This window comes from Gallibacterium genomosp. 3 (assembly GCF_001678475.1).
Taxonomy (GTDB): Bacteria; Pseudomonadota; Gammaproteobacteria; order Enterobacterales; family Pasteurellaceae; genus Gallibacterium; species Gallibacterium faecale.
This window is the reverse complement of record NZ_JTJR01000004.1, coordinates 1-10,400: the sequence shown is the minus strand read 5'-3', so window position 1 is coordinate 10,400 and position 10,400 is coordinate 1. Positions and strand designations below refer to the sequence as shown.

Sequence of the window (10,400 nt, the reverse complement as noted above, 5' to 3'; positions counted from 1 at the left end):
CTTTTTACATTCATATATTGATGAACAAGATTATAAGCATCAGAGTAGATTAATCCCTTTTTGCTTACCAACATATTAACCGCATCTCGTAAACCTGTACGATCATCTACTGTTGTACTTATTTTTTCGTATTTACCAGTTTTTCTAATCTGTGGGAGAACTTCTGCTGTTACCCACTTTCTAAAACGGTGTGGAACAGACCCTTTTTTAACTGCATCACGACAACGTAAAATTAAAGTGTACATTCCACTTTCTGATACGATATTTATTTCGCTTCAAAATTAACTCGTTGATCAAGCCCTATGTTAAACATAGCCCTTTCATCTTCGTCTAGATTCTCTAGGGCTTGAGTAGGATTTTTAATACCTAATATTTCACAAATATCTTTAGCAATAAACCAAGGTTCATTATTTATAGAAACTACACGGATTGAGGATTCTTCAAAATTGAATGTGGAAAGTTGAGTTTGAATTGACATAATTGCCTCTGTTAATTTTGCGAATAATAATTGCAGTTGTCTTCATCATAAAGATAACTGGCGATCGAGCGGTTCGCAAGCTTAACAGTAAGCTGGAGTTATTCCCCGAAGGTATTGTATTCCTCGCCCACTCGATCATAGATTGTAATTACCATTTTTTATGCCAAAAATTGTGTAGAAAAGAAAAAGGAGAAACACAAATTTTAGATACAAAAAAACCGCATTGGATTTTGGTTGCGGATTACCGCTGTTAAGGTTGCGACACCTTGATTTAAATATTAAATAATAATATGGATCTTGTCAAATAATAAACCAATGAAATATATTTATTACTTGTATTACACTTAATACATTCTTATAATACCTTGACTACAAACACGAGGACCAAAATATGACCATTACAGTAAGATTGCCTGATGAATTACAACAACGCTTAGATCATTTAGCTAGGGAAACAGGAAGAGCAAAATCTTTCTACATTAAACAAGCTCTAGAAGCCTATTTAGAAGATTTAGAAGATTTACTCTTAGCTAATGCAACGTTAGAACGTGTTCGTTCAGGCAAGGAAAAAACATACACCTTAAAGGATATAGAGAATGAACTCAACTTGGACGGTACTGTTCGCTGATACAGCCAGAAAACAACTTACCAAACTTGCTAAGAAAAATCCTCAACAAGCACAACGTATAATAAATTACCTTAAATCACTTCAAACTCTGGAAGATCCAAGAGATAGAGGCAAAGGTTTAGTTGGTGATTTATCTGGAATGTGGCGTTATCGTGTTGGGGATTATCGTATTATTTGCCATATTGATAATGGAGAATTACTTATAACGGCATTAGAAATTGGTCATCGAAGAGAAATCTATAATTAATAACGTTTAGGTAATTTGAATATGCACAATCCACCACATCCAGCAGAGGTTATCCGAGAAGATATTTTACCTGAACTCGGTTTAACTGTAACAGAAGCTGCTAAACAATTAGGCGTGAATAGAGTAACCTTTTCTCGCTTACTAAATGGTAAATCAGGAATAAGCGCTGATATGGCATTACGCCTACACGCTTGGTTAGGCGAAGATAGCCCAACGCCAGAAAGTTGGCTACACCAACAAGCTGATTATGATTTATGGAAAGCTTCTCAAAAAATGGACTTCTCTGTTACGCCTGCCTTACAAAAAATCTAATGATAAAAAAGCCTGTCTTTGTAAACAGACTTTAAAACTATTCTTTTTTGTTATTTTTGCGATCTAGACCGATAAAATGATATTAACCAGATTACATTTTTATACTCTGTTTACAACCACCCTCCTTTTCGATAAGACTTTCCTGTTAGCCAACTTGCATTCTCTTTCATTGCGTTGACTTTGAGAGGTAACTCTTGCTTTTTTTCTACCACACTTGCTTCAGTATGGTCTGTGGTGGAATTTTTTAAAATATTCGGGTTAATTTCGGGTAATTTCGCCCAATCAGGTACTTGCTTTTCATCACCCCATTTGATCCGTTCATACCCCCGTAAAATGGCGATAGCATGAGCATAACAAAATAAGTCAAAGGCTTCGTTATTGCCTTTACCTGGCTTACGCCATTTGCCATCAGAACCGCGCTCCTCATAAACCAATTCATCAAAAAACCATTCGCCTATCCAACTTGGGAAATGTATATAATTTGCCCCTTCTGTTTGACATGCTAAAGCATTATTAATACGATATAGAAGCCAAAGTAAAAGGATAATATGGCATTCCGCCTAAAACTATTGAAAATTTACCTGATAATGCAATGATGAATATTAAACTTTTATAGGAAAAAATATGAAAACCATTCAACAATTTATTGACCGAAATAAAGATACCTATATCAAACACGCACTTGCAGATAAAAACCTAATTGAAAAATACCGAAATATGTATCAAGGAAATTCTTATTTTCCTGAAGAATTATTATGGATTTGGGAAAATATGGGATTTGGGATTTATGAAAATGGTTTTCTACAAATGGTAAATCCTGATGAGTATGAGTTTATTTTTGAGTATGTAGATAAATTATTAGAGCCTACAATTGTTTGGGGTATTACTGCCTTAGGCGATTTATTAGTTTGGGAAGGAAATGAAAATTGGACTATTGCACCAGATGAGGGTAATCGATTTTTTCTCATAAATGTAAGAAATTGTAAGCGTGGAGTTATTGGAGATATAGATGGCACTCTTAATACATTTATTGGACGAGAATTTTGTATTAAGGATAAGGATATGTTCGATGCCAAAATCTATTTAGATAATAAAGACAAACTCCCAAAACTCAACTACGGCGAATGTTATGGCTATGTCCCTGCTTTAGCATTAGGCGGTAGCAAATCCATTAGAAATCTCAAAGTGGTTGATGCTAAAGCCTATATTCATTTAATCGGACAAGCCGTTGGGAAAATTATTGATTATGGTGAGTAATACAAGCGTTCAAATTCTTCATTCCTTTTGAATAATATGAGATTTCATCAAATCGCTCAAATCATCGCTCACACAGGAGCATATTTCACGTTACGAAATACGCCCCCTTTCTCTTGTGCATTTCCCCAAAATAATGGTGTCCATCGCTTTATCACAGCTAAAAACAAAATCACCAAAGGCGACCCTATCGATGTTCTTTCTGGGCAAGTCGTTGAGCAACGCACTGACTTTAAGATAATCTATTTGTAATAAATACAATGGCACATCACCTCGTGCCGAAGCGTGTCGATCTGAACGACTAGTATTATCGGGATAAGTTTTCGTAATCAATTTTTGTCGCTTAGTGCTATCTCCTTTCACCAAATAGACTTTCTTGGCAAGTCCTTCTCTGCGACATTTTCGCCAAAATTTATAGGCATTATCTGTTACACCTTCTTCACCCCCGCTATCTACTGCCATTGCTAAAATTGGCATTTGGTATTGTGGTTTACTCGCAAGCGGGTAGTGTTTAGATAAGACATCTGTAATTAAAATTGCCCAATCATCAGGATTGCGAGGATCGATTTTTTCAATTACACCATCGCTATCTGGTAATGTATGAGAAATATTGTAGCGATCGATTAAACAACGTTCGCCATTTTCACCATAACCTACAATTTGCACCACAAATCGACGATTCCGTCCACCTTGTACATCTACTGCAGCAATCAAGAAACGACATTGATCTGGAACACTTTTCTCATCACACTGTTCTCTGCGTTCCATTAATTCATCTGTTCGGCGTTGTTCTAACGCTGAACGTGGTAGATAAGGTAATCCCCAGTCAGTGTTGATAACTGCTTTGAGCGTTTCTTCACTGCCTGTTAACTCATATTCCTGTTCGGCATTGAGGAGCTTATAGGTCAGTTGCGCCCACGTTTGATATGCAGCAGCAGGACCTTCTAACCAAAAAGAAGCAATGCGAGACTTACGCCCTATCCCATGAATGTTACCTTGCTTATCAATGTACTGCCCTTCTTTTAACCACACCCCATTGATATTTAACTCACGCTTCATTTCTGGGCTAATAAGCTGTTGACAGTGTGGACATTGTAATCTGGCATTTTCACTGGCTTTGACAAAATCCATCTCATCACGAAAGCCAACCATATTTACCATACTTGGCTGAAAATATTCTGAACAATAAGGGCATTGCCAATAAAAGCGGCGACGATCACCTCGGTTATATAAACTCAATATACCTGTTGTTGGTGGCGCTTCGTGATTAGATTTTGGTTGATGTTTAATATCAACAATATCTTTACCTGGGGAACTCTCAACAAGTGTCATTCCTGCTGACATAAAAGTTGTAGTACGTTTTGATGCAAGAGAAAAACCATCCCCCTCCCCGTCAATATCTTCTGACCAACGATCATAATCCGTTAAAGCTACATATTTGTAATCCGATGAAGACAAAACATTGATTGATGGCCAACCAATTTTCAGTAAATTACCTGCTCGAAAATATTTGTCATGAACATTATTGTCATTTTTTCGTGGGCTAAGTCGTTTAGCAATTTCGAGAGAACAGCGGAATGTACGATCTAATCGTTTTCGGCTATGCTCACTGGCTTTTTCTTGTGTAAGTTGTACCAATAAAAAATCCGACGGATCACAAATAATTGAATAACTAATTCCAGCCATCGATCAAACCAATGGTTTTTCCCGTTCGGGCAGGACCAACAAAAATTACTGCATCATATTCACGAGAGCTTAGGCAATCCATTGGTTCAAGAATATAAGCTGCTGTATGTTTATCCCACTTAACCGAATTACCACCACCAATCGGTACTCTCATATATTCCGCTACCGCCTCAGAAACATTCATTCGTCTTGGTGCTTTTATTGCGTTAGCAATATCTCGGCGAATATCTTTTGCTGATGCAAACATTACTCTTCCTTATGTTCAGTCTCTTGAATATGCAATGCCATTTGATCTCGAATATCATCAATAATTTGTTGCACTCTTATCAAGGCACTAGGAGATAAACCAGCATCTCTTTCTAAAATATCAGGTAAAGTTTCAAGTTGTTGTACTACCGCTTTCGCTAAAATACTCATTTCTTGGGCGACCTCATAAGCAGGGATAAGCTCCCCAGTCTCCCTCTCATACTTTAAGCGTTCATTTTCAGCTTGCCAAAAAGATCGTCGATCATTAGGCGACATTGAATCAACATCTGCTGTCCTCTTTTCCTGCAGTCCTAAACGGATTAAATCCGCAAGGAGATAGAGCTTTAATTTGCTATTACTCCCTACACTTGGTGTCAATCCTGCCACACGTTGAGATACCGTCTGGCGGTGCATTCCGACTAATTCAGCAATCTGGTTAATGTTTAATTTCAGATCGTGTAAGTTTTCCATGGCTCGTATCTCAATCCCCTTATAAAAACTAATTCAAACTAAAGCAAAAACAACAAGATGATGACGCCTAGAAAGTCAAAAAACTGCCAAAAACCGCGAGTCCGTAACCCCGTGGAATAGCTATCCCCTCAGGAGTACCTTTTAATGTTGAGCATGTTGCACCTGCCACTCTCTGATTCTATCAATTCAATTCAATTCAATTCAAACAAATATCACGTTCACGCTTGAGTATCACTGCATACTGAGCTACATTACCGTAAGTACGACCGTACGGTCTAAATAACTAATTAGTATCGCAGGGATTTGTGGCCTAACAATTGTTACTGGCTTACTTGCGCAAGAACTCAATAATATTACGAGGAGCAGCACTGTTATACGCATCACTTGCTTTGTCATCTGCTGATATGTTTTTGATAACATCATCTGATTTGCTCCTTACCTCTGATTCTTGTTTGCTTAATTCGAGTGTCAGCTTTTGATTATTGACCGCCTCTGCGTGTAATCGGATAATCGTTGTACTTTGTGTCGCTATTGTGTCAGACTGTTTAGCAATTTCGTTTTTTAAATCTTTTATCAGTTGATGTTGATACACGACACTAACAAGTAACAATGTCATAATCGCTATCACATATAGCCATTTATTTGTTGTGAACATATCTCACCTCTCAGGATAGGATTTACGGCTTAATTGGAAATGTGGACCGTCGTAAAAAATACGCCAATCTCCACCCCATTCAACATCAATATTCAAACGTTCACTGATAGATTTGATTAACTCGGCTAATGCTTTAAATTTGGCTTTGTTGTTCCAGTCAATAACCGTTTTTCCGCTTGCAACTGTGATTGGAGCTAAATCAACGGCGTGTCCAGTTAAGTGACGACTGTTCATTGTTTTGCTTGCCCCGCTTTTCACCAGTTCTGCCTGTCGTGCTTTACTACGTTTCCCTTCAACGACCATAAAATCAAACTCTGATTCAGAGATTGCAGTACGCACAACTTTTACTAAGTCAGGATGTACACCTACAAGTCGCATTTCACTGGTTGTTGAAAATTTAAACTTACTCATCCTTGCTCACCTTTTTAGCAATAAATTTAAATAAAAACTCTCTTATCTTTTCCGCACCGATAAAACCAATCATCCCACCGATAAAGGTTGATAAATTTTCGTGCAATCCAAAATGATTTAGTAACGACATACACGAGAGTGTTAATGCTCCACATATCGCTCCGTCTAATATCCGTTGACGATACGAACTTTTTTGTTGCAAAAACCAAGCACGTAACATAGACATAAAAAAAGCCATCACGAAACCCGCAATGGCATTGTAGTTTTGTTGGAGGTACGCCCAGATAATGAGCCATACTCCAGGATCTTTGTCTGGCATTTTCATTTCTCCACCTCCATTTCAGAGGCAATAAAAAACCCCGACCGTTTCCGATCAGGGTTAGAAAAAACATCTGTGCGTTTCAAGCGTGCAAAACCGCACTATAGCTAATAATATATACTTTTAGTCTAGACAAATCAACTATATTTCTTATTTTTACGCAACAGCAAAATTAAATGGTTTGATATGATGTTCTCTTTTCTGTTTTAATTCCCATAAATCATAATCTGTCTGTAAAGACAACCATAATCTTGCTGTACTAATTCCCGCCTCCTCAAGTGCAATAGCTAAGTTCGCTGTCATTGCAGTTTTACCATGCAATACTCTTGATAAAGTTTCACGAGAAAAACCAAGATGGGTTGCTAATTCAGACACTTTTATTTTGTTCGGTTCAATAAAACCATCTAATAATACTTCACCTGGATGTGCTGGTTTACGCATAAATACCTCCTTTAATGATAATCTTCGTAATTTAAAATAGACGCATCACCATTAATAAATTCGAATGTAATGCGGTAATTTCCGCTCACAGTCATTGAATATATTCCTTTTCTGTCACCTTTTAATTCGTGACATTGATAAAATTGAATAAATTCTTCGACCGTATTAGCACGATCAACAAGAGATAAAATACCATTAATCTTTCGTACATGGTCTTGTCTCAATCCTTTTGTAATTCCTTTTTTGAAGAATTGTTCCAATCCTTTATGTTTAAAACTCTTAATCATATTTTACCCTCTTTTAATGTGATATAAATATATCACATAATTAATCTACTACGCAAGAAAAACACACTTATTTTGACTTAACATTAATTTCAATGATGTTTCTGCTATTTTGATTTGATTGAAATATTGTGCTTTGCAAATCCCAAATCGCTCTAACAACCCAATCTTTACAGGAACACGATCACGATCGAACTCAGTATAAAGTGGTAAACGATAAGCATAAGTCGCCATAAATAAATCATATAGTTCAGGTGTAACTTTTCTCATCACAAGCACACATTCGTCTATTTTCTCCGCTAATGCTTCACTTATAGGCAATATTCTCCGCCTACTCTCATCAATCGGAATAGGAATGCTAATAGAGATACTCGGATATTCCGTTCCTAGACGTGGTGTCGCCCAATATCCCCATTGAACACAAATTTTTTTAATATCATTAAAAACATACTCCATTAATCACCCCGTCTTTTTTGCATTAATTTAATCTTTTTATTAAAAATTCTCTTAATTCGTCTTAAATCATCTTCGGTATATTTTCTTTCTCGATTGTCTGCTTCTATTTCCTCTACTGTCTTAATACCCAATCGTTCAATCAGTCCAACCCTATATTCATGATAGTTGCCGCCTAAATAACGATTACAGCGTTTGCATTGCCCATGAATATTTGAGGTGTAAAAACGTAAATGCGGAGCAGCCCCACGACTGCGATAATGTCCAGCATCAAAGCCACCACCAAGCTTTTCACTAATTAATGGCGTTCCGCACGAAATACATTCTTTATTTTCATCGCGAACACGAATATATCTATTAACTGCTTCTTGAGCTTCTTTTATTAATTGCCCTTTAGTTTTATTTTTCTCTTTTAATGCTGATAATCGCTTTTTGCTTTCTACTCTTGCTTGTTTATCTAGTTTTTCACGCTTTTTACGTGCTTGTTCTTTACTAAGTTTTATCGCACATTCAACACTACACACTTTCTGCAAACTGCTAATAGTTTTTGTGTAGTAACTACCACAAACCTTACATTTATATTGTTTTGGTTGCTTCTTTCTGATCATCTACAATCCTTACTACTTAATAAAAAAGTAAATAATCCCAAATAAAAATAGAAAAACGGTATAAATTACCTTTGCGGTAATAAGTAACACTAAAGATTTACCGCAAAACTCTGCAATTTTTGACTGTTGAGAGGCATCAGCAGATATCCCCACCATTAAGCAAACTATGCTTGCCAAAATTAAAAAGAGATATATTCCAGCAAAAAGTTGAATCATCGTTTTTCCCCTAAATAAAGGTTAAAGTTATCTTTAAACTGAACTCCATTAGCCACACCCCAAGCTGTAATATATTCAATCAAGCTTGCTAAACGTTTTACGCTCATTTTTGCCGTACTTTCCCGAAGATTTATAACTTCCCCCTCAAGCCCGATTGCCATTTCAGCTTGTCCACCACTTGCAATCTTATGTGCCGATACCATAATCATTTTCCACGTTTCTATATCTCGCTTTTTACCTTGAAATTCGCATTGTTTAGCAATGTCACCTAACATTGCGTGTAACTTTGCATTCTGCTCTAACGTGCGTGTCATTGGTTTAATTTCTATCACTAATGTTTTTTCAGCATCGATTGGAAGAGTACGGATAAAATTCAATGAATTATTCCGTACTTGTTCGTTGCGTAGTAAACAACGCTGTTTATGCTCCATAGCCACCATACTTCTTAATAAGATCTAAACTGACATTACGTGTTACAAAATCATCTATCGTTGGATCGAATACGACAATCATCTGCCCTTTGCTGTTGCCTTTAATCTCTTGTTTAGTAACTGGATTGATAAACCCTACTCGCCCACCAGTAATATCTATAACCTCGTTTGCAACGTTGTAGATACACTCTTGATACCAGCGAGTGGATTTATCGTTGTTAAGTAACATAATCACCATATGACCTGCATCTCGTAACTCTTTCGCACGTTTTAAAAATGGGGTAACGTTTGAGTAAGGTGGATTAACGAAAATGCGTAGCTTGGTACAGCAAGTTCCTGCTATCACATAAAATAATCTTTCAAATAAATCATTTCCTAAAAAATCTGGAGCAACAGATTCTTTATCGTCATCGCTCCAAGGTGATTCATCAAGGCATTTATAATTTTCTGGTGCTGGTTCACCAATATAGTGATACGTCAATGAATTCATATGGTTTGCACAACCATCAATATGAATCCAGCCATAGCGTTGTTCTAGCCACTCAAATAAATAACGTGGCGTTTGCCAAGTATCTTTATCAAAACTCATTACTAACCTCTCGCTACTAACGCTTTCAAATTAGCCCAACCTTGTTTCACTTTTTCAGGATCCAGATATTCAACTTTCTCAGGTAATGATCGAGTTGGTTTTGGTAGTACTTCCCCTTTTTCTAAGCGCTTTACCATCTTTTCTAACGCCTCGTTCATTGCTTTAGATTCTTCTGCTTCCGTATAAGATTTCTGGATTGATTTATTTGCAATATCAGTAATCAACCAGTATTCCGCAACGGACATAAACTCAAAGCGATCAATCTCCGAAAAACCACCATTCGCACGAAATTTATTTAAGCGGTGTTTCAATTCATCAGGTGTTGGTAATCCTAACTCGGCGTAATTTTCAGCATTGCACCACGCAATAAATTGCCCAATGCTAGGAAAAAATGGGACATCCTTACGCTCTGCTTGAGCTATCCCTCGCTTAAACTGTGCTGCGGTCGTAACGCCGTTATTTACCAACGCTTCTAACCAAAGGCGTTTCGCTTCTTGATAACTTTCTTCACTGTCAAATGCCGATTTCCATGCTGGGAATATCGCTTTTAAGCGAATAAATAACCGATCAACAAATTTAGCTACGTGCGGTGGAATAACTTGTTCTCCAACTGAGGTTTGTTGATAATTTGGTTCGTTTCCAACTAATTCAGTAAGTTGTGTATTTGCAAA

The 10,400-nt window shown here is 37.0% G+C and carries 16 protein-coding genes and 3 pseudogenes; 4 read left to right on the top strand and 15 right to left on the bottom strand.

Annotation, left to right across the window (positions count from 1 at the left end; genetic code table 11):
* Positions 1 to 478 (bottom strand): annotated as a pseudogene (locus tag QV06_RS01005) (BRO-N domain-containing protein); the annotation flags it as partial.
* Between the two features lie 391 nt (positions 479 to 869).
* Between QV06_RS01005 and relB the strand changes: the two are divergent.
* The 3 genes from relB to QV06_RS00990 are packed head-to-tail and all read left to right on the top strand — an operon-like array spanning position 870 to position 1,665.
* Positions 870 to 1,106 carry a type II toxin-antitoxin system RelB family antitoxin gene (gene relB / locus QV06_RS01000; protein WP_065236548.1) on the top strand — a complete coding sequence of 79 codons (237 nt, stop codon included), beginning with the start codon at positions 870 to 872 and terminating at the stop codon, positions 1,104 to 1,106.
* Positions 1,075 to 1,353, top strand: a complete 279-nt coding sequence (locus QV06_RS00995) for a type II toxin-antitoxin system RelE family toxin (RefSeq protein WP_065236547.1) — start codon at positions 1,075 to 1,077, stop codon at positions 1,351 to 1,353. The genes relB and QV06_RS00995 overlap by 32 nt, the downstream gene beginning before the upstream one ends.
* A gap of 15 nt (positions 1,354 to 1,368) precedes the next feature.
* On the top strand, positions 1,369 to 1,665 hold the full coding sequence (locus tag QV06_RS00990; RefSeq protein ID WP_065236546.1) for a HigA family addiction module antitoxin: 297 nt from the start codon (positions 1,369 to 1,371) through the stop codon (positions 1,663 to 1,665).
* A gap of 110 nt (positions 1,666 to 1,775) precedes the next feature.
* On the opposite strand, the pseudogene QV06_RS00985 reads toward QV06_RS00990, so the two are convergent.
* Positions 1,776 to 2,186, bottom strand: a pseudogene (locus QV06_RS00985) (terminase gpA endonuclease subunit); the annotation flags it as partial.
* A 103-nt stretch (positions 2,187 to 2,289) separates the two neighbouring features.
* On the opposite strand from QV06_RS00985, the gene QV06_RS00980 reads away from it, so the two are divergent.
* Positions 2,290 to 2,922 carry a T6SS immunity protein Tdi1 domain-containing protein gene (locus QV06_RS00980; RefSeq protein WP_065236544.1) on the top strand — a complete coding sequence of 211 codons (633 nt, stop codon included), beginning with the start codon at positions 2,290 to 2,292 and terminating at the stop codon, positions 2,920 to 2,922.
* Positions 2,923 to 3,114: 192 nt separating this feature from the next.
* Here the strand turns inward: QV06_RS00980 and QV06_RS00975 are convergent.
* From QV06_RS00975 to QV06_RS00915, 13 genes and pseudogenes are all read right to left on the bottom strand, one after another.
* Positions 3,115 to 4,852: pseudogene (locus QV06_RS00975) on the bottom strand (phage terminase large subunit family protein); the annotation flags it as partial.
* The gene (locus QV06_RS00970) at positions 4,852 to 5,322 is read right to left on the bottom strand and encodes a DUF1441 family protein (protein WP_065236543.1); all 471 of its coding nucleotides are present in this window, start codon (positions 5,320 to 5,322) and stop codon (positions 4,852 to 4,854) included. The pseudogene QV06_RS00975 and the gene QV06_RS00970, both read right to left, overlap by 1 nt.
* A gap of 328 nt (positions 5,323 to 5,650) precedes the next feature.
* On the bottom strand, positions 5,651 to 5,977 hold the full coding sequence (locus QV06_RS00965; RefSeq protein WP_065236542.1) for a DUF2570 domain-containing protein: 327 nt from the start codon (positions 5,975 to 5,977) through the stop codon (positions 5,651 to 5,653).
* 3 nt (positions 5,978 to 5,980) lie between these two features.
* Positions 5,981 to 6,388 (bottom strand): M15 family metallopeptidase, encoded by a 408-nt coding sequence (locus QV06_RS00960; RefSeq protein ID WP_065236541.1) that lies wholly within the window; start codon positions 6,386 to 6,388, stop codon positions 5,981 to 5,983.
* Positions 6,381 to 6,713 (bottom strand): phage holin, lambda family, encoded by a 333-nt coding sequence (locus QV06_RS00955; RefSeq protein ID WP_081277263.1) that lies wholly within the window; start codon positions 6,711 to 6,713, stop codon positions 6,381 to 6,383. The genes QV06_RS00960 and QV06_RS00955 overlap by 8 nt, the downstream gene beginning before the upstream one ends.
* A gap of 150 nt (positions 6,714 to 6,863) precedes the next feature.
* Positions 6,864 to 7,148 (bottom strand): HigA family addiction module antitoxin, encoded by a 285-nt coding sequence (locus tag QV06_RS00950; protein WP_013747141.1) that lies wholly within the window; start codon positions 7,146 to 7,148, stop codon positions 6,864 to 6,866.
* Between the two features lie 11 nt (positions 7,149 to 7,159).
* A complete protein-coding gene (locus QV06_RS00945) occupies positions 7,160 to 7,435 on the bottom strand; it encodes a type II toxin-antitoxin system RelE/ParE family toxin (protein WP_065236540.1) in 276 nt (91 codons plus the stop codon).
* A gap of 48 nt (positions 7,436 to 7,483) precedes the next feature.
* A complete protein-coding gene (locus QV06_RS00940) occupies positions 7,484 to 7,888 on the bottom strand; it encodes a hypothetical protein (RefSeq protein ID WP_065236539.1) in 405 nt (134 codons plus the stop codon).
* A complete protein-coding gene (locus QV06_RS00935) occupies positions 7,888 to 8,493 on the bottom strand; it encodes a recombination protein NinG (protein WP_065236538.1) in 606 nt (201 codons plus the stop codon). Before QV06_RS00935 ends, QV06_RS00940 begins: the two co-directional genes overlap by 1 nt.
* A 12-nt stretch (positions 8,494 to 8,505) precedes the next feature.
* Entirely contained in the window at positions 8,506 to 8,709 is a 204-nt protein-coding gene (locus QV06_RS00930; protein WP_065236537.1) for a hypothetical protein, read from the bottom strand.
* Positions 8,706 to 9,140, bottom strand: coding sequence for a recombination protein NinB (locus QV06_RS00925; protein ID WP_065236536.1), 435 nt, complete (start codon positions 9,138 to 9,140; stop codon positions 8,706 to 8,708). Before QV06_RS00925 ends, QV06_RS00930 begins: the two co-directional genes overlap by 4 nt.
* Complete coding sequence (locus tag QV06_RS00920) at positions 9,130 to 9,729, bottom strand: DNA N-6-adenine-methyltransferase (RefSeq protein WP_065236535.1); 600 nt, start codon at positions 9,727 to 9,729, stop codon at positions 9,130 to 9,132. The genes QV06_RS00925 and QV06_RS00920 overlap by 11 nt, the downstream gene beginning before the upstream one ends.
* Positions 9,730 to 9,731: 2 nt before the next feature.
* Positions 9,732 to 10,400: replication protein P (locus QV06_RS00915; protein WP_065236534.1), on the bottom strand; the 669-nt coding region annotated here is incomplete at its 5' end.

Bases quoted from the DNA above. Each gene is read 5' to 3' on its own strand.
- relB (WP_065236548.1), top strand. From the start codon at position 870: ATGACCATTACAGTAAGATTGCCTGATGAATTACAACAACGCTTAGAT.
- QV06_RS00995 (WP_065236547.1), top strand. From the start codon at position 1,075: ATGAACTCAACTTGGACGGTACTGTTCGCTGATACAGCCAGAAAACAA.
- QV06_RS00980 (WP_065236544.1), top strand. From the start codon at position 2,290: ATGAAAACCATTCAACAATTTATTGACCGAAATAAAGATACCTATATC.
- QV06_RS00970 (WP_065236543.1), bottom strand. From the start codon at position 5,322: ATGGAAAACTTACACGATCTGAAATTAAACATTAACCAGATTGCTGAA.
- QV06_RS00965 (WP_065236542.1), bottom strand. From the start codon at position 5,977: ATGTTCACAACAAATAAATGGCTATATGTGATAGCGATTATGACATTG.
- QV06_RS00960 (WP_065236541.1), bottom strand. From the start codon at position 6,388: ATGAGTAAGTTTAAATTTTCAACAACCAGTGAAATGCGACTTGTAGGT.
- QV06_RS00955 (WP_081277263.1), bottom strand. From the start codon at position 6,713: ATGAAAATGCCAGACAAAGATCCTGGAGTATGGCTCATTATCTGGGCG.
- QV06_RS00950 (WP_013747141.1), bottom strand. From the start codon at position 7,148: ATGCGTAAACCAGCACATCCAGGTGAAGTATTATTAGATGGTTTTATT.
- QV06_RS00945 (WP_065236540.1), bottom strand. From the start codon at position 7,435: ATGATTAAGAGTTTTAAACATAAAGGATTGGAACAATTCTTCAAAAAA.
- QV06_RS00940 (WP_065236539.1), bottom strand. From the start codon at position 7,888: ATGGAGTATGTTTTTAATGATATTAAAAAAATTTGTGTTCAATGGGGA.
- QV06_RS00935 (WP_065236538.1), bottom strand. From the start codon at position 8,493: ATGATCAGAAAGAAGCAACCAAAACAATATAAATGTAAGGTTTGTGGT.
- QV06_RS00930 (WP_065236537.1), bottom strand. From the start codon at position 8,709: ATGATTCAACTTTTTGCTGGAATATATCTCTTTTTAATTTTGGCAAGC.
- QV06_RS00925 (WP_065236536.1), bottom strand. From the start codon at position 9,140: ATGGAGCATAAACAGCGTTGTTTACTACGCAACGAACAAGTACGGAAT.
- QV06_RS00920 (WP_065236535.1), bottom strand. From the start codon at position 9,729: ATGAGTTTTGATAAAGATACTTGGCAAACGCCACGTTATTTATTTGAG.